At 49.8% G+C, this 17435-nt stretch carries 16 protein-coding genes; 10 read left to right on the forward strand and 6 right to left on the reverse strand.

What is annotated here, in order from left to right:
• Nucleotides 1-1233 (forward strand): phenylacetate--CoA ligase family protein, encoded by a 1233-nt coding sequence (locus tag AC0QUU_RS04600; RefSeq protein WP_474544884.1) that lies wholly within the window; start codon nucleotides 1-3, stop codon nucleotides 1231-1233.
• A 559-nt stretch (nucleotides 1234-1792) separates the two neighbouring features.
• Here the strand turns inward: AC0QUU_RS04600 and AC0QUU_RS04605 are convergent.
• The 4 genes from AC0QUU_RS04605 to AC0QUU_RS04620 are packed head-to-tail and all read right to left on the reverse strand — an operon-like array spanning nucleotide 1793 to nucleotide 5625.
• A complete protein-coding gene (locus tag AC0QUU_RS04605; RefSeq protein ID WP_474544885.1) occupies nucleotides 1793-2428 on the reverse strand; it encodes an ABC transporter ATP-binding protein in 636 nt (211 codons plus the stop codon).
• An 18-nt stretch (nucleotides 2429-2446) separates the two neighbouring features.
• Nucleotides 2447-3889, reverse strand: a complete 1443-nt coding sequence (locus tag AC0QUU_RS04610) for an ABC transporter permease (protein ID WP_474544886.1) — start codon at nucleotides 3887-3889, stop codon at nucleotides 2447-2449.
• Nucleotides 3890-3892: 3 nt separating this feature from the next.
• Complete coding sequence (locus AC0QUU_RS04615; RefSeq protein WP_474544887.1) at nucleotides 3893-5116, reverse strand: ABC transporter permease; 1224 nt, start codon at nucleotides 5114-5116, stop codon at nucleotides 3893-3895.
• A gap of 5 nt (nucleotides 5117-5121) precedes the next feature.
• A complete protein-coding gene (locus AC0QUU_RS04620; RefSeq protein WP_474544888.1) occupies nucleotides 5122-5625 on the reverse strand; it encodes an LptM family lipoprotein in 504 nt (167 codons plus the stop codon).
• A gap of 159 nt (nucleotides 5626-5784) precedes the next feature.
• Here AC0QUU_RS04620 and AC0QUU_RS04625 point away from each other — a divergent pair, with 159 nt between their 5' ends.
• Nucleotides 5785-6474, forward strand: a complete 690-nt coding sequence (locus tag AC0QUU_RS04625) for a response regulator transcription factor (protein ID WP_474544889.1) — start codon at nucleotides 5785-5787, stop codon at nucleotides 6472-6474.
• Complete coding sequence (locus tag AC0QUU_RS04630; protein ID WP_474544890.1) at nucleotides 6464-7756, forward strand: sensor histidine kinase; 1293 nt, start codon at nucleotides 6464-6466, stop codon at nucleotides 7754-7756. Before AC0QUU_RS04625 ends, AC0QUU_RS04630 begins: the two co-directional genes overlap by 11 nt.
• A 72-nt stretch (nucleotides 7757-7828) precedes the next feature.
• On the opposite strand, the gene AC0QUU_RS04635 is transcribed toward AC0QUU_RS04630, so the two are convergent.
• On the reverse strand, nucleotides 7829-8137 hold the full coding sequence (locus tag AC0QUU_RS04635; protein ID WP_474544891.1) for an AzlD domain-containing protein: 309 nt from the start codon (nucleotides 8135-8137) through the stop codon (nucleotides 7829-7831).
• A complete protein-coding gene (locus tag AC0QUU_RS04640; RefSeq protein ID WP_474544892.1) occupies nucleotides 8124-8879 on the reverse strand; it encodes an AzlC family ABC transporter permease in 756 nt (251 codons plus the stop codon). The genes AC0QUU_RS04635 and AC0QUU_RS04640 overlap by 14 nt, the downstream gene beginning before the upstream one ends.
• An 860-nt stretch (nucleotides 8880-9739) precedes the next feature.
• Here AC0QUU_RS04640 and yedF point away from each other — a divergent pair.
• The 7 genes from yedF to AC0QUU_RS04675 all read left to right on the forward strand — a co-directional run bounded on the left by yedF (nucleotide 9740) and on the right by AC0QUU_RS04675 (nucleotide 17422).
• A complete protein-coding gene (gene yedF, locus AC0QUU_RS04645; protein ID WP_474544893.1) occupies nucleotides 9740-10363 on the forward strand; it encodes a sulfurtransferase-like selenium metabolism protein YedF in 624 nt (207 codons plus the stop codon).
• 49 nt (nucleotides 10364-10412) lie between these two features.
• Entirely contained in the window at nucleotides 10413-11453 is a 1041-nt protein-coding gene (selD, locus tag AC0QUU_RS04650) for a selenide, water dikinase SelD (RefSeq protein WP_474544894.1), read from the forward strand.
• 244 nt (nucleotides 11454-11697) lie between these two features.
• Nucleotides 11698-13266 (forward strand): L-seryl-tRNA(Sec) selenium transferase, encoded by a 1569-nt coding sequence (gene selA, locus AC0QUU_RS04655; protein WP_474544895.1) that lies wholly within the window; start codon nucleotides 11698-11700, stop codon nucleotides 13264-13266.
• On the forward strand, nucleotides 13263-15278 hold the full coding sequence (selB, locus tag AC0QUU_RS04660) for a selenocysteine-specific translation elongation factor (RefSeq protein ID WP_474544896.1): 2016 nt from the start codon (nucleotides 13263-13265) through the stop codon (nucleotides 15276-15278). Before selA ends, selB begins: the two co-directional genes overlap by 4 nt.
• Entirely contained in the window at nucleotides 15279-15599 is a 321-nt protein-coding gene (locus tag AC0QUU_RS04665) for a LysR family transcriptional regulator (RefSeq protein WP_474544897.1), read from the forward strand. It abuts the gene before it with no gap.
• Nucleotides 15550-16140, forward strand: a complete 591-nt coding sequence (locus tag AC0QUU_RS04670) for a LysR substrate-binding domain-containing protein (protein ID WP_474545519.1) — start codon at nucleotides 15550-15552, stop codon at nucleotides 16138-16140. Before AC0QUU_RS04665 ends, AC0QUU_RS04670 begins: the two co-directional genes overlap by 50 nt.
• Before the next feature lie 142 nt (nucleotides 16141-16282).
• Nucleotides 16283-17422, forward strand: coding sequence for an aminotransferase class V-fold PLP-dependent enzyme (locus tag AC0QUU_RS04675; protein WP_474544898.1), 1140 nt, complete (start codon nucleotides 16283-16285; stop codon nucleotides 17420-17422).
• The last annotated feature ends 13 nt before the right edge of the window (nucleotides 17423-17435 follow it).

Below are 17435 nucleotides of genomic sequence, written 5' to 3' on the forward strand. Positions count from 1 at the left end.
ATGAAAATGACGGAGCTGCAGTTTGAGATGATCAAGGAAAACCTGCGTCAGCTTACATCAAAGGACTGTTTTTACAAAGAAAAATTCAAGGATATTGACGTAGAATCAATTAAGAGCCAGGAAGACTTTGAGAAACTGCCTTTTACCTGGAAGGGTGATCTGAGGGAAGCATATCCCCTGGGACTTCAGGCAGTACCAGATGAGGAAATCGTCCGGATTCATTCTTCCTCGGGAACAACAGGAATTCCGGTTATTATACCTTATACACGGAAGGACGTGGAAGACTGGGCGAAGATGTTTGCCCGCTGCTATGAGATGGCCGGAATTACAGCCCTTGACCGGATTCAGATCACGCCGGGATACGGACTGTGGACTGCAGGAATCGGATTTCAGGCGGGGGCGGAGTATCTGGGAGCCATGACCATTCCCATGGGCCCGGGAAATACGGAAAAACAGCTTCGCATGATGCAGGATATGAAAGCAACCGTACTGTGCGCGACTTCTTCCTATGCGCTCCTTCTGGCAGAAGAGATCGGGAAAAGAGGACTGACGGATAAGATTCATCTGAAAAAAGGTGTGATCGGTTCAGAGAGATGGGGAAGCAAAATGCGCGCCCGTATTGCCGCCGAGCTCGGAGTACAGCTGTATGATATCTACGGACTGACTGAAGTATACGGACCGGGAATCGCCATGAGCTGTGAGTATGAGTGCGGAATGCACTACTGGGATGACTATCTGTATTTTGAGATCGTGGATCCGAAAACCGGCGAAACTGTTCCGGATGGTGAAGTGGGTGAGCTGGTTATTACGACGTTGAGGAAACAGGGCGCGCCGCTGATCCGGTACCGCACCCATGATCTGACAAGATTCATCCCCGGCGAGTGCAGGTGCGGTTCTAAATTCCCGCGGATTGATACTCTGATCGGACGTACCGACGATATGGTAAAAGTAAAGGGAGTCAACATCTTCCCCAGCCAGATCGAGGAAATGTTAAAAGAAGTGCCTGAGGCGTCCAGCGAATACCAGTTCATGCTGGACCACCTCTTCGGAAAAGATGAGTGCACCTTATTTGTAGAGGTAAACAAGGGCGTGGATAAAAAGCAGGCAGAAGAGGCAATCCAGAAAGCGTTCAAGACAAAAATCGGTATACTGGTGCATGTAAAACCGGTGTCTGTGGGCGACCTGCCGAGAAGCGAGAAAAAATCCACAAGGATATTCGATAATCGGTATTAAATTCGGATTTGCCGAAGGGAATCTCCGGAGAAAAACGCAGAATTCGGAAGGAAAAAAGTTTTTAGCAGACGGATTCAGAAGAGGGGGACAGGGAATTCTGTTTCCGTTCCATGAGTTAAGAAAAATAACGGAACCTGGAAATCAGCTAAAAACAGGATTTACAGCGGGCTAACTCGCATGCGCTCGGACAGAGCCCGCTGTAAATCCTGACGCTGATTCTCAGGTTCCTATTTTTCTAAACTCATTCCAAAGTCATCAGAATTCCCTGTCCCCCTCTTCTGAAAGGCGCATCCAAAAACTCTCCGGACTTCCGTTTTTCTGTTCCTCAGTCCGGAAATTCCCGTCGCAGATCCTCATAAACCAAAAAAGAAAGGGGTGCTTTAACGGCGGAGACGGCAGGTGATCCAGGCAGTAGTGATGCTTTAGATCCAACCAGCTGCAGTCGGAACAGCTCCTGCTTTCTTCTTGCAATTTGGAATTGTGAGGGATACTGCTGCCTGGATTCAGGATATGAATATAGCCGGCGTCCCTTCTCAAATTATACAAATCCGAATCTATATCACTCAGAACGGACGGAGACGGCACCATTTTTTATTTCCAGCACCTGATCGGCTTCTTCTGCCAGGTGCCGGCTGTGTGTGACAACGATCACGCATTTGCCGAGTTCGTGGGCGGTCTTTTTTAAGAGAGTGATAATTTCATCTGCGGTAGTTTCATCAAGATTGCCTGTGGGCTCGTCAGCCAGCAGTACGTGAGCGTCGCTGGCCAGAGCTCTGGCGATGGCAACTCTTTGCTGCTGGCCGCCGGATAATTGGAGCACATTCCTTTTCCAGTCTTCTTTTTCAATACCGACTTCTGTGAGCAGCCGTTCCGGATTTTTCCTGCCGCCCAGCTTTACATTTTCCACGGCAGTCAGGTAATCAATCAGGTTATAATTCTGAAAGACCAGAGAGATATTGTGTTTTCTGTGGTAGTTTAATCCGTTTTTCTGAATATTTTCTCCATTGCAGAGAACGGTGCCTCTGAGCGGGACATCTAATCCCGCCAGCAAGGATAAAAGAGTTGTTTTTCCTGCCCCGCTTGCACCGATAATTGAATAGAAAACGCCTTCTTCAAAAACAGCGGAAACACCGTTCAGAATGGTTTTGCTCTTTTTGGATTTATAAGCGTAATATACATTTCTTATTTCCAGCATTGTCAGATCCTCCTTGTGTTAACTCATTTCCGATAAAATATCCTTTGGATTCCTTTTTAATACCGATATCCCGGATATCATGACAGATGAAGTAATAAGCAGAAGTACGCCTGCTCCGTCGGCAAGATACATGGCAGGAGTAATGGTTACATTTACTTTCTGCACATTCTGCTGCGGGGCGGTATATTCGGTCGCTACTTTTCCGCTGTCATTTTCCGCTTTCTCTTCGGCCTGCTGTACCTGACGGGCAACCAGATAATCTGCTGCTGTCCGTGATACAGCGGGAGCAACCGCGAAGGACAGCAGGACAGAAAGAAATGCCGTCATTACAGCTTCGGTCCAGATCTGTCCGATAATTGCCGGCCTGGAGATTCCCAGAGAAAGGAATACGCCGATTTCGTGTACGCGGTTTTTGATCCAGAAGAGAAAAACGAAAATAAGGATAAAGAAGCCGGCCGCAGAAATAACAGCAATCATTGTTTCGCTGATTTTGTCAAGATCATTGAAATTTGAGGACATGGTTTCGGAATTTCCATTATTATCGATTAAATCGTACTGCTGCCAGTCTATATCTGCTTCTTTTATTCTTTCTTTTACTGTGTCGTAATCATTGACATTTCCGACTTTAAAATATGCTCTCTGGAACAGAGGACTTGTTTCGCCCTCTGCTTTCTGAGGGAAGTATAAATCTGTAAAGATTACATTTTCAGAGCGGTAGGTATCCCCCTGCATGAGCGGGCTCATTTTCTGGCTGACCTGGTAGATCCCGATAATCTCTGCTTCTGCAGCTGGCGAGTTCTCTTTGTCGTGGTAATCATTGAACGAAAGTTTATCGCCGATTTTCAGATTATCTGCCTGAGCCAGCTCCTGGGAAATTACGCACACGTCCGTATCATCCGGCTGTACCATCCGGCCTTCTTTGATCCGGAGATTTCCGGAGAGGACGTTGGTATCCATCTTCATATCCCGGTTCCCGATCAGACTTACGCCGCCTTCGTCCGCGCTCTGGTCTGTGTCTTTGTCCTCGATTCTGCGGAAATTAACAGGGTTGACAGCGGTTATGGCTGTCGTGATATTATAGTCGCTTATTCCCTCTGTTTCAGAGATTTTTTCAATATCTTTCAGATTCAGTGTTTCAAAAGAATTGGTTGTGCCCGTATTCCAGTTTATACTCCCGTTTACGACAATTTTCTTCTGATAATAGCCGTCCAGCTCTCCTTCTTTCTCTCCCAGCTTTTCTGATAATTCGTTAATGCGTTTCGCTCTGTATTCGTCATTCTTTTCCAGCAGGAAACCGGCGCCGATTGCCTGCCTGGTTTTATCCTGCACTTCTACACTTGCATTTCTGCACGACATACCGGACAAAAGCAGGGTACTGATTACAAATACAATCAGTAAAAGCAGAATACTTTTTACCGGTTTTCTTAAGACAGAGCGTTCTGCCAGTTTGAAAAAGTTCATCTGTTATCCCTCCATTCTTGCTAAAATATCCTTTGGATTTGCTCTTAATGCCGGAATAAGCGAGACGCATAAAGCGATGAAAACAAGGATGGTTCCCAATCCCGCCAGCGCGCCCACATCCCTTATTCCCAGCAGGACAGTCAGTCCCGTATCTGCTGTTTCCGGGCCGGAAATCATATCCTGCAAAAATGTCTGAACACCGTTTCCTGCCAGGGCAGCAGCGAGTACAGATACAAGAAAAACGATTCCGGACTCGCAGAATACCTGCAGTATGATTTTGCTTTTTTTCTTTCCCAGACTCAGAAAGACGGCCATTTCTTTGTGCCTTGTCCTCATCCACATACACAGCAGCAGAGAGACGATGATGGTACCTGCTGATAAAGTCAGCGCCAGCATAAGTTTTGCTGTACGGCTGATCTGTTCCAGGGGAGCAGACATCTGCCGGTAAAGAGCGTCCGACGTACGGATATCTGCTTTGCCGCCTGATATTTCCTGAACCTGACTCCGGAGAGAATTTATGTTTTCCGGGTTTTCTGTATAGATGGAAAGCTGATAAAAACTGCTGTCCTTCAGCAATTCTTTACAGGTTCCGTTATCAATAAAAATCTGGTTTTCAATCCGGTTGACAGCTGTCGCCGCGGCGGGCTGCTTATCCTCAATTCTCCCTGCGGACCGGAACAGTCCTGTAATCGTAACAGACACCGTATCGCCGTTTTCTCCGGAAAGCTCCAGTTTATCTCCGATCTGCAGCCCATTCTGAGCCGCCAGTGATTCATGAATAACGGCGCCTCTTGTATTTTCTGTTATATATCCGCCGGAAGTCAGATGATACTGCAGTTCAGAAAACGGACTGTCCTTTTCCAGATCATCATAGGAGAGCAGGGCCACTTTCCGGTTATCTTCCTCCGAAGAAGCGTTTGCGGTAACCGGCGAAAAATCTGACGGAAATGCTTCATATCTTCCGATCCGGTTTACGAAGCCCACGTCCGGCAGATTCCGGATCTGTTCCGCCTCGGCATCCGTAATCCCGGTATTCGCGTCTGATACTTCGGCAATGATTTTCGAGGACATTTTTGCCTGCATGGACTGCATGGACTTATCTGTGGCCCGCAGGATCATACAGATGCTCAGAATCATTGTGTTTACAAGCAGCAGCACAAAAAACAGTAAAAATGTTTTCGATTTCTTTCTCAGCAGATATTTCAGTGCAAGCTGATAAAATTTCATAGCAGTCACCTCTGTTCAAAACGGGCAATAATAATTTTGTCTGCGTTTAAGTTATGAGCGTCGATGAAATTACCGTACACATAAACTATCGACTGCTTCTTTATATCAGAAACTGAGCCGCGGGTTACATTCGTGAGATCTTCAGCCTGTGTGTTCAGTTCAGCGAGGAGAAATTCGCAGTCAGCGCTGTAATTCACAGTAACGGCGTTTTCTTTATTTTCCTGCCCCTCCGCTTCCGATTTTAAAGCGGCGCCGCCTTCAATTTTTTGTGCCTGACTGACAGAACAGCCACTGTCTGAAAAGTCGATTACATTTCCGGTCAGGGCCGCGGAGTCAATGATACTGCCGCCGCTGTTACTGGCGAAAGTGTCCGGGGCGCCTGAGCTGCCGCCGGCGCTGTCAGACTGTACCGGCGTCCGGGGCGTGTCAGAGCCGCTTTGTCCGCAGCCGGCCAGTGCAAAGATACATAATCCTGTTAAAATTGTCCTTCTGAGAATTTTTCGTTTCATTCTGTATTCCACCTTTCATTTTTGATGCGGCCTTATTCTAGAACAGAACCTTTCTAAAAATCCTGTAAATCCTGAGAAAGTCCGAAACACTTTTTAGAGGATTTTTACAGACTTTTTCTGATATAATAGGGAGAAATTTAAGAAGAGGGACTGAGAAATATGAAAATACTTCTTGTAGAAGATGATGCAGAGCTTTGTTCAGTGATACAGAAAGCTCTGGAAAAAGAAAAGTATATTGTGGACTGTGTCAGCGACGGGGAAACAGCCATGTTTTATGCGCTGAATACAGAGTACGCTTACGATCTTGCGATTATCGACCGTATGCTGCCGGTTATAGACGGTCTGACGATTATTAAGGCTATGAGAAAAAAAGGAATTCGCATTCCCGTTATCATTATTACCGCCATGGACGCCCTGGACAACAGAATAGAAGGCCTGGACGGGGGAGCAGATGATTACCTGGTAAAACCCTTCCATATCAGAGAACTTTCTGCAAGAGTCCGGGCACTGACAAGACGCCCGGCGGATCTGCAGCTGTCCGGAAAGCTGCAGTACGGGGATCTGACTTTTGACAAAGAAAACAGAAAGTTATCTTCTGATGGGAAATCCGTACAGCTTACGGCCAGAGAAACGGAGTTGTTTTCTGTACTCATCCAAAGCCCTGAAAAGCTTTTTAACAGAGAGCAGCTGGTTTTAAAAATCTGGGGCACTTCATCAGAAGTAGAAGCGGGAAATGTGGATAACTACATATCATTTCTGCGGAAGAGACTGAGAGAACTGAACAGCTTCTGTAAAATAACAACGGTTTACGGAGCAGGATATAAACTGGAGAAAAACCATGCTGAATAGTCTATATAAAAAACTCTATATTCTTTTTACTGTTTCGGTCATGCTGATCATTACTTTTGTGATATCCTTTGCGGTGGTCAGTGCTGTCAGTACGGACAGAACAAATGAAAGTACGATGTTTCAGAGGATGACTACGCTGCTGATCTATCAGCTCGAAAATACCCCGTCGGATATGGAAAACACGATCCGCTCCTATGAGGAAAAATATCATCTGTATGCAGTAATCGAAAATACCGAAGGACAGGAGATCTACCAGAGTGATTTTGCTTTTCCTGCGCAGACAGATATACTGCTGGAGGATATTTCAGAGCAGAACAGTCAGCAGCAGATTGTTCCGGAAGGAGAGGAGGACGGCACAGTTACGTCACAGGGCGGAATTTATGAAATAACCGGTACAGAGCAGAACTGTTATTACGCAATCCCTGCGTCAATTGCCGCGGCGGGACAGTATGAATATCAGGCTGCTTTCATTTATCCGGTTTCAGATCTGAAAACCATTTTAGTCAGACTGCTTCCGCGGTATTCTGCCGCATGGATGCTTGCTCTGGCAGGTGTGCTTGTTATAATGCGGTTTCTGCTGAGAAAGGCATTTATGCCCACAGAACGTATCCTGAAAAGCCAGAAAGATTTTGTCGCCACGGCATCCCACGAATTAAAATCCCCGCTGGCTGTTATGATTGCAAATACAGATTCCATTCTGGACAACAGGTCGCTGGATGAAACAGCAAAGCAGGCAGCGGGCACTATAGAGTCAGAGTGTATGAGACTGTCCCGTTTAGTAAAGGATATGCTGACTCTTGCTTCTTCTGACGCAAAGGCATGGACCTTACATAAGAGTGAAGTTGAAATCGACACGCTGCTGATTACGCTTTACGAAACCTATGAACAGACTTGTCTGAAAAACGGAATTGAGCTGAAACTGGAACTGTCAGAGGACACTTATCCGGCATTAACAACGGACAAAGACAGGTTATTCCAGATTTTGTGCATCTTTATGGATAATGCCATTCAGCACTCGGAGAATAATTCGCTGATTGAAATAAAGGCTGCCCCCAGGGGAAAACAGATTTCTTTTTCCATAACAGATCACGGGCAGGGGATTTCCGCTGAAGACAAAAAGTATATTTTTGACCGTTTTTACAGCGGGGATAAGTCGCATACGAATAAGGCGAATTTTGGATTGGGTCTCAGTATAGCAGAAGAACTGACAAAGATGCTGAAGGGAAGGATTCAGGTCAGTGACACCCCGGGAGGAGGCGCCACATTTACAATCCTCCTGTGATTTAATCAGATCAGGCAAGTCCCCGCCCCTGCTTTATACTGCGCAGAAGACAGATCAGAAATCGCAGAAGCATCAGCAGAGAAAAAGCTCCAGTACAAATACTACTCCGCAGCAGATCGCGGCCACCGGCAGCAGTCCGGCTCCCAGCCAGGCCGCCGCAATCCCTGCCGCCAGCGCGGCGGCCCCGGCCACAGGAGACTGTGTGGCAGTAAGGATGGCGGGAAATGTCATAACCGCAAGCGTAACGTAAGGCACATAGTGAAGAAAAGACTGAAGAAAGCGGTTTTTAATCGGTTTCCGGATCAGAGTCAGCGGCAGGGCACGGATCGCGTAAGTAACAGCCGCCATGATAAAAATATAAATGTAATTACTGTATCTCATCAGACTTCTCCTCTTCTGTAAGTTTTACCGGACGGATGACGGCGGCCGCAGCCGAAATCACCAGGGTCAGGATAATGGTTCTTGTTCCCGAGGAAAGGGAAGAGACAACGGGCAGGTGTTCCGAAGCAAAGCTTAATACAAAGCTGACTACAATGAGCACGCCGATGATCTTTTCCTTTCTGGCCGGGGGAACGATAACAGCCAGAAACATGCCGTACAGAGCCACGCTCAGTGCGCTTACCGCTCTGAGAGGCAGAATATTTCCGGCCACAATGCCCAGAACGGTTCCCAGCGCCCAGCAGGGCGAAGCGATCAGAATCGCGCCGTACATGTAATACGGATTCAGATATCCGCCTCTGGCAATGGAGATTCCGAAGATTTCGTCTGTAATGGCAAAGGCGGCCAGGAGCCGGTGGCGCAGAGGCGTCCCGGGAGAAAATTTCTGGCTGAGAGAACAGCTCATCAGCAGGTACCGGCCGTTGGTGATCAGCATAATAAGCAGCAGCTCCGTAATGGCGGCTCCGGTGGATATGGCCATGAAGCATGCGTATTCACCTGCAGAGGCATTAGTCGTGATACTTGCCAGAAATCCCTGAAAAGGAGTCAGGCCCGCCGCCTGTGCCGCAATGCCCAGAGAAAAGGAAACGGCAAGATATCCCAGCGCAATGGGAATGCCGTCCCGCAGCCCTTCCTGCAGAGCATGCAGATTAATATGTTTGTTTTGTGTATGAATGGAATTCATGATCATTCTCCTGATTTTCTGATATGTGGGAATAAAACCCGAACGAAACGATTTTACCACGTTTTCCGGGGGCTGTACACAGAAAGTACACAAAATAGTCTGTCACTGCATGAGACTATACAAAGTGGTGAAGAATAACAATTCAGCCCGGCAGCAGTACCTGCATGTATAAAGTCTCAAAATGCCGGCTGTGTTACGGTTGAAACAGGGGAGGCTGGCTTCTGAGCGATAGGGAAGAGCGGGGAGGTACGGTTGAAATGGGAGAAATTGAATTTTCGGCGGTAGGAAGGAGGGAAAAATTACGGTTGAAATAAGGAATATTGGCTTTTGAGCGGTAAGGAAGAGTGAGAGACTACGGTTGAAACAGGAGAAATTGAATTTTGAGCGGTAGGAAGGAGTGGGAGACTACGGTTGAAACAGGAGAAATTGAATTTTGAGCGGTAGAGAAGAGGGGAATACTACGGTTGAAATGGGGAGTATCGGCTTTTGAGCGGTAGGAAAGAGTGAGATGCTACGGTTAAAATAAGAAATATTGGCTTTTGAGCGGTAGGAAGGAGAAAGAAGCTACGGTTGAAATAAGAATTATCATATTTTAACCGTACAAGAGCCTGCATTCACACAGCTGCAGCAGCGACAGCAGCTCCGAAGCAGGACATTTCGGCTGTGTTTGTATTGCCAAAAAAAGCGAGACAAAAAGCAGGAGTCATGAATTCAGAAGTCTGTTGCCCGTAATACTTAAGAAGTGTTATAATGAACCTGAATTTAGCGCAGCGTGGGCCTTTACGGCCTGCGCGGCGCTGAGTAAAATGCTGATGTACAGACAAAGAAGACGTTTTGAAATAAAAAGGAGAATTACGGCCATGATTACAGTAAATGCAATGGGTGACGCATGTCCCATACCGGTTATTAAGACGAAGAAGGCCCTGGAGGAGAACAAAGGGCAGGATACAGTTGAAGTGCTGGTGGACAATGAGACAGCAGTAAAAAATGTAACCAAGATGGCAGAGAGCCTGGGGACTTCTGTTACACAGGAAAAGAAGAGCGAGGGCGAGTACCGGATTCTGATTCAGCCGTCGAAGGACGGTTCCGGAAAAGCCGGGGAAAGCGCGGAAGAAACAGAAATCTGCTGTGAGGAATGCGCGACAGATAAGGGAACCGTTGTGGCGGTCTCTTCTGACCGGATGGGAGACGGAGATGATGAGCTGGGACGGATTCTTATGAAGAGCTTTCTGTTTGCCGTAACACAGCTGGATAGGTTTCCGGAGACAATTCTCTTTTATAACGGAGGCGCGAAGCTGACAGTGGAAGGCTCTGAGTCCCTGGAAGATCTGAAGAAAATGGAGGAGCAGGGGACTGTAATTATGACCTGCGGAACCTGCCTTGATTTTTATGGAATAAAGGACAAACTGGCAGTGGGAACAGTCACAAATATGTACAGCATTGTGGAAACACTGCAGAATGCAGGGAAAGTTATCCGTCCTTAAAGACAAGACAGGACGAATAATTTATTCTGAAGAAAGGAGGTGTACGGGCATGTATAAAGAGATCCATCTGACACAGATGACAAAGACCGCCGGATGAGCGGCGAAAATAGGTCCTGAGACCCTTGCCCAGGTTCTGGGCAAGCTGCCGGAATTCACAGACGAGCGTCTGCTCGTCGGAGTCGAGACATCAGATGATGCAGCAATTTACAAAATATCGGATGACACTGCGATTATACAGACACTGGACTTTTTCACCCCGGTGGTGGATGATCCGTACACCTTTGGCCAGATCGCGGCGGCCAATGCCCTTAGTGACGTATACGCTATGGGCGGCGAGCCGAAGATTGCTCTTAATATTGTATGCTTCCCGAACTGTCTGGATCCGGAGATTCTGTCAGAGATTCTCAGAGGCGGAGCGGACAAGGTACTGGAAGCGGGAGCGGTTCTGTGCGGAGGACATTCTGTTCAGGATGACGAACCGAAGTATGGCCTGTCGGTAACCGGATTTGTCCATCCGGACCGGATATACCGGAACTACGGATGCAGGCCCGGAGATGTGCTGATTCTGACCAAACAGATCGGAAGCGGAGTGGTGAATACAGCGGTGAAAGCTCAGATGGCTTCCCCGGAGGCGGAAAAAGAAGCGGTTCGTGTTATGTCCTCCCTGAATAAAAAGGCAAAACAGGCTGCGGAAAATATTACCGTACATGCCTGTACAGATGTGACAGGATTCGGGCTGCTGGGGCACTGCATGGAGATGGCAAGAGCCAGCAGCGTGACTTTGGATATCCATATCCGGGATGTGGCCTATATGAAAGAGGCGCCGGATTATGCCCGCATGGGACTCGTGCCGGGAGGAGCGTACCGGAACAGAGAGTATGCAGGAGACGGCCTGGATACAGGAAATGTGGAGGAGGTATGGATTGACCTGCTCTGCGATCCCCAGACTTCCGGAGGCCTTCTGTTCAGTGTGCCTGAAGAGGAAGGAGAAGAGTTTCTCCGCAGTCTTGAACAGGCCGGGCTGGAAACCGAAGTTTCCGTCATCGGGCGTGTTCTGGAAAAGCAGGATGTGTTTGTCCGACTGGTGTAGCAGAAGAATGCAGTTCTGCCCGGTATTACTGACAGGTATTACGGATATTGTCAGCGGGACGGGAGCAGACTGTATGCGGCAGGCAGATATGCCGCTGTATAAAGCTGTGATAATGTGATAACGGCAGAGAGATATGGAAAAAGTCTCTCTGCCGTTTTCTGTCTTTGTCCGGCTTCGGACGGAGAAGAAACACCGCCGTCATTCTGAGCGGCGGACAAACAGGTGAGAACAGGAGAAACACAGATTGAATAAGAATGAAATGTATCGCATGATACCGAAGACAGATATTCTGCTAAAAGAAAAAGAGATACAGGAACTTGCAGACAAGTATGGACGTCAGGCTGTTGTCGGAATTCTCCAGGAGATTCTGCAGGAACTGCGGGAGAAGGCAGCAGAACTGGCGGACGGGGGCAGAGAAGAAGAAGGGGCGGAAGTAATCGGGCAGACGATTCAGCAGCTTCCCGGCCGGGTACATGAACGGCTGGAACAACTGTTCCGGCCGGAAATGATTTCCGTGGTAAATGGTACCGGGATCATTCTGCACACAGGTCTGGGAAGAGCGCCGCTGGGAGAACAGGCAGGCCTCCGGGGCGGGAAAATCACGGGATCATACACCAACCTGGAACTGGATCTGAACACGGGAGAACGGGGAGAACGGTGCTCCCATTTTGAGCGGCTGCTCTGCCGGATTACCGGGGCCGAGGCTGCCCTTGCGGTGAATAATAATGCCGCCGCCGTGCTGCTGATTCTGACCGCTCTTGCCAGGGGAGGCGAGGCGGTTGTATCCAGAGGCGAGCTGGTGGAGATCGGCGGAAAATTCCGTATTCCCGATGTAATGGAACAAAGCGGCACCAGACTCAGAGAGGTGGGAACAACCAACCGGACCCGGCTTTCTGATTATGAAAATGCCATTAATGAAGAGACAAAAGTACTTCTGAAAGTGCATACAAGCAATTACCGGATTGTAGGATTTACTGAGTCCGTTCCCCTGGAGGATCTGTGTGCTCTGGGAAAACAGAGAGACATCTGCGTGGTGCAGGATCTGGGAAGCGGTGTGCTGGTGGATCTGAGCCGGTACGGCCTTCGGGGAGAGCCCACCGTGCAGGCGTCTGTATCTGCCGGAGCCGATGTGGTCTGCTTCAGCGGGGACAAACTGCTGGGAGGCCCTCAGGCCGGAATTATTGTGGGAAAAAAATGTTTTCTGGACCGGATGAGAAAACATCCGCTGGCCAGAGCGCTGCGGATTGACAAGTTTACGGCCGCGGCACTGGAGCAGGTGCTGCTGGAATACCTGAATCCGGACGGGGCGGTCCGGCGGATTCCCGTGCTTCGGATGCTGACCCGGCCGGCGGAAGAAGTGCGGCAGGAGGCGGAAATACTGGCAGATGAGATCAGGAAAAAGAGACTAGAAAAGTACGGTGAGAAATGCAGGGAAATACCGGTACAGGTTACTGTGGAGCCTTGCACATCCAGAGCCGGAGGAGGAGCTCTGCCGGAGGAGGAGATCGGCAGTTTCGCCCTGTGTGTCCGGCCGGGGAAGATCACCGGGAAGAGTACAGGGCAAATTACCGGGAAGAACGCAGGACAGATCAGTGCGGCGGAGCTCCAGAGAAGACTGAGAACCCTGCCGGTTCCGGTGCTGGGAAGAATCGTCCGGGACCGGTTCCTGGTGGATATGCGGACGGTAAGCGACACAGACCGGGAATATCTGGCTGAATTGTTTTCCGGGGAAGAACTGTTTTCTCCCGGAACATTCCAGGCGCCGGATGGAATGGAACAGAAAGCAGAACCGGAGAAAGGAAGCGGTCTATGAAGCATTTTGTAATCGGCACAGCAGGCCATATTGACCACGGCAAGACCGCTCTGATCACGGCACTGACCGGACAGGATACAGACCGTCTGCCGGAGGAGAAGCAGAGGGGGATTACAACAGATCTGGGCTTTGCTTCCTTTGATCTGGGTGACGGAACCCGGGCCGGAATCATTGATGTCCCCGGGCATGAAAAATTTATCCACAACATGACGGCGGGTGTGGCCGGAATGGATCTGGTGCTTCTTGTGATTGCCGCCGATGAGGGCATTATGCCCCAGACCCGGGAACATATGGATATTCTGAAGATTCTGGGAGTGAAAAATTATATTATTGTTCTGAATAAATGTGATCTGGCGGATGAAGAATGGCTGGAGATGGTGGAGGAAGAAATCTGGAAGGAGCAGCAGGAAAACGGGCTGGGTGATGTGCCGGTTGTACGGGTTTCCGCCCGTACAGGACAGGGAATTGACGAGCTGAAAAGCCGGATCCGCGCCTATGCCGGGAAAACGGAGGAAGAAAAGCCGGATGAGGCGCGGAAAAAGGAGGCGCTGGCCCGTCTTCCGGTGGACCGGGTGTTTACGGTTCAGGGGTTCGGAACGGTGGTGACCGGGACCATGCTGGAAGGGCAGATTGAGAAAGGTCAGGAGCTGACTGTATTTCCGGAAGGAAAAACATGCCGGGTGCGGGGCATACAGGTCTATGGAAAAGAGGAGGATATCTGTGAGGCCGGACAGCGGGCGGCGCTGAATCTGGCCGGGATTGAGAAAGAGGAAATCCGCAGGGGCTGTGTGCTGGCGCCTGCGGGAAGCCTGAAAACCGGCAGGGGAATCAACGTCAGGATTAAGCTCCTGGAACAGGGACAGAGAATTGTGAAAAATCAGAGCCGGCTTCATTTTTACAGCGGCACGTCCCAGATGCTTTGCAGAGTGGTGCTCCTGGATACGGATCAGCTCCTGCCGGGAGAAGAAGGATATGCCTGTCTCCGGCTGGATGCCGATGCGGCGCTCAGACGGGGAGACCGGTTTGTCCTGCGCTTTTATTCTCCGCTGGAGACCATTGGCGGAGGCATTGTGCTGGAGACAGACAGGCCCAGGGAAAAGCGTTTCCGGAGAGAAACGCTGGAGCGGCTGCGAAGAAAAGAGACAGCCGGGTCCAAAGAACTGGCGGATCTTCTGACAGAAGAGCGGGGAGCGGATCTGACGGATCTGACCGGACTTTCCGCTGAACTGGGAGTTTCGGAAGAGACGGCGGGCCGGATTATGACGGACCTGACAGAGACGGGGGCGGTATACGGCCTGGATGTAAACGGGACAGAATATTTTCTGCACCGGAAGGCAGAATCCCGGATCCGGAAGGAAGTTCTGGAGGAAATATACCGGTATCTGAAACAGTACCCTTACCGGCTGGGAATGCCGGAGGCACAGCTGCAGTCCGGAGCGCCGGGCAGACTGAAAAAAGCGGCGGACGCTTATATCAGCCGGCTTGTGCAGCGGCATATTCTGGACAGTGTTGACTGCGGCAGGATCCGGCCGGCGGAGACGCTGTCCTGGAAGCCGGGAGGCAGACTGATTGCTCCTGCAGGGTATGAGCCGCAGGAAGATGCGGCATACCGGAAAGTGTATACTGTATTTTCCAAAGCGGCAGAGAAGGCGGGCTACCATTTCTTAAGTCTCAGGGAACTGAATTCTGAAGTCGGGGAGAAAGGCAGAGCGGATGCCCGCAGCGCAGGGAGCCGGGAGACGGAAGAGGACATCATGGAGATCCTGCGGCTTCTGGAACTTCAGGGGAAAATCCTGTATCTGTCGGGGGACTTCTATACACTTCCGGAGCTGATGGAACAGGCTGTGAGAAAAATAAGAGAGGCCCTTGACCGGGAAGGAAAAATAACGATTTCTCAGGTATGCGGCCTGCTTGATACCAGCCGGAAAAATGCCAGACTGATTCTGGAATATACGGACCGGAGGGGCATTACAAAAAAGGAAAAAGCAGAGAGTGAGAGGGTGAAAGCATAGATGAATCTGAAGCAGCTGGAAGCATTTGCAGGGGTGGCTGAGACGAAAAGTTTTTCGCTGACGGCGAAACAGCTTTTCCTCACACAGCCTACGGTAAGCGCGCATATCGCGTCGCTGGAAAAGGAACTGAATACCTGTCTGTTTGTACGCAGCACAAAGGGAGTCGCTCTCTCGGATGACGGAAAGGAGCTGTACGCTTATGCGGAACAGATGCTGGAACTGGAGAAGAACGGCTTCCACGATCCCATCCCAGTATCTTCTGCCGGATATTATGGTCCGGTTCCGGAAAAATTATCCGGGAGAGAAGCTGAAGGTATTTGAGACAGACAGTGCAGGAGTGGCGGAGATGATCGCCTCCCACAGGGCCGACGTGGGACTGGCGGGCGCGAAGATTGACAAAGGAAACTGCACTTATGTTCCCATTTATCAGGATGAACTTGTGGCAATTACTCCTGCCTTTGAGAAATACAGAGCAAAAGGAGCGGACGCTGCTGCCGGATGGCTGAAGGAAGAGCCGGTTATTCTGCGTGAAGAAGGCTCGGGGACAAGACAGGAGGCACGGAAGATTCTGCAGCAGATGGGAATGGACATGAATGAGCTGAATGTGGCCGCCATTATGGAAAACCAGGAGACGATCAAACGCTCCGTAGAAAACGGTATGGGGATTTCCATTCTGTCTGACCTGGCTGTCAGAGATGCAGTGGACGCAGGAAGGCTTCTTGCCTTTCCACTGGGAAAAACAGGGGGAAAAAGAGATATCAGCCTGGTGTTTGACGAGAGCTATCCGTCTCTGCCCGGGGCTGAGAAATTTATCCGGACTGTAAAAGAAATTTATCTTTCTGATACAGAACAGACAGGATAATTGATTTATAGATTTTATCTATAAGCAATCCGCAGTTATCGTGCTTTTCGATTAGACTGCCGATGTAAAAAACACGTATACTTAGATACAGGAAGAGGCGTAAAAACCTCTTTATCATCACGGAAAGGAAGGGGGGAAAAATATGATCTACATGGATAACGCGGCAACCACAATCCACAAGCCGGAGCCGGTCAAAGCGGCGGTTCTTGCGGCAATGGATTCTTTCGGAAACGCGGGACGGGGCGCGTCAGAACCGGCGCTGAATGCCTCACGCGTAATTTATGAGACAAGAGAAAAGCTTGCCCGGTTTTTTCACGGGGAAGATGCCTCCCGTATTGTGTTTACCGCCAATTCCACGGAGAGTCTGAACATTGCCATAAAGGGACTTTTTTCTTCGGGCGATCATGTGATTACAACAGTGCTGGAACACAATTCAGTGCTCCGGCCCCTGTATGAATGCCGGGAAAGAGGCGTGGAACTTACCATTCTTGACTGTGATGAAAAGGGAAATATCTCATATGAGGAAATAGAAGCTGCAGTAAAAGATAATACAAAAGCCGTTGTCTGTACCCATGCATCTAATCTGACCGGAAATATGATCGACCTGGAACGGGTGGGAGAGATTACCCGCAGAAAGGGAATTCTGCTTGTGGCGGACGCGTCCCAGACGGCGGGCGTCTATCCTGTGGATGTGCAGAAAATGGGAATTGATGTGCTCTGCTTTACCGGACATAAAGGAATGCTGGGGCCCCAGGGCACAGGAGGCATGTATGTGCGGCCGGGCGTCGTTATCCGGCATCTCCTTTCCGGAGGAAGCGGCGTGGATACATACAATCCCCGTCATCCGGATCTTATGCCTACGGCCCTTGAGGCAGGCACCCTGAACGGGCACGGCATTGCCGGACTGGGCGCGGCGGTTTCCTGGCTGGAAGAGAAGGGCCCGGATGTGCTGCGTGAAACTGAACTCAGCAGAATGCGGCAGTTTTATGAAGGTGTTTCCCGGATCCCCGGAGTGACGGTATACGGAGACTTTTCCGCGGACATGCGGTGTCCCATTGTGTCGCTGAATATCGGGGATTATGACTCTTCGGAAGTCAGTGATGAGCTGAGTGTGACATACGGCATTGTGACAAGGCCCGGCGCCCACTGCGCGCCGCTGATGCACCGGGCGCTGGGGACAACCGGCCAGGGCGCGGTAAGATTCAGTTTTTCTCACTACAATACGGAAGAAGAAGTCGAAACAGCCGTACAGGCGATAAAGGAATTAGTAAACGACCAATGACGGAGGGAAAAAC

The organism is Mediterraneibacter sp. HA8405 (assembly GCF_056148955.1).

Bases quoted from the DNA above. Each gene is read 5' to 3' on its own strand.
- AC0QUU_RS04620 (WP_474544888.1), bottom strand. From the start codon at position 5,625: ATGAAACGAAAAATTCTCAGAAGGACAATTTTAACAGGATTATGTATC.
- AC0QUU_RS04675 (WP_474544898.1), top strand. From the start codon at position 16,283: ATGATCTACATGGATAACGCGGCAACCACAATCCACAAGCCGGAGCCG.
- AC0QUU_RS04640 (WP_474544892.1), bottom strand. From the start codon at position 8,879: ATGAATTCCATTCATACACAAAACAAACATATTAATCTGCATGCTCTG.
- AC0QUU_RS04600 (WP_474544884.1), top strand. From the start codon at position 1: ATGAAAATGACGGAGCTGCAGTTTGAGATGATCAAGGAAAACCTGCGT.
- selB (WP_474544896.1), top strand. From the start codon at position 13,263: ATGAAGCATTTTGTAATCGGCACAGCAGGCCATATTGACCACGGCAAG.
- AC0QUU_RS04625 (WP_474544889.1), top strand. From the start codon at position 5,785: ATGAAAATACTTCTTGTAGAAGATGATGCAGAGCTTTGTTCAGTGATA.
- yedF (WP_474544893.1), top strand. From the start codon at position 9,740: ATGATTACAGTAAATGCAATGGGTGACGCATGTCCCATACCGGTTATT.
- AC0QUU_RS04605 (WP_474544885.1), bottom strand. From the start codon at position 2,428: ATGCTGGAAATAAGAAATGTATATTACGCTTATAAATCCAAAAAGAGC.
- AC0QUU_RS04670 (WP_474545519.1), top strand. From the start codon at position 15,550: ATGGTCCGGTTCCGGAAAAATTATCCGGGAGAGAAGCTGAAGGTATTT.
- AC0QUU_RS04630 (WP_474544890.1), top strand. From the start codon at position 6,464: ATGCTGAATAGTCTATATAAAAAACTCTATATTCTTTTTACTGTTTCG.
- AC0QUU_RS04610 (WP_474544886.1), bottom strand. From the start codon at position 3,889: ATGAACTTTTTCAAACTGGCAGAACGCTCTGTCTTAAGAAAACCGGTA.
- AC0QUU_RS04665 (WP_474544897.1), top strand. From the start codon at position 15,279: ATGAATCTGAAGCAGCTGGAAGCATTTGCAGGGGTGGCTGAGACGAAA.
- AC0QUU_RS04615 (WP_474544887.1), bottom strand. From the start codon at position 5,116: ATGAAATTTTATCAGCTTGCACTGAAATATCTGCTGAGAAAGAAATCG.
- AC0QUU_RS04635 (WP_474544891.1), bottom strand. From the start codon at position 8,137: ATGAGATACAGTAATTACATTTATATTTTTATCATGGCGGCTGTTACT.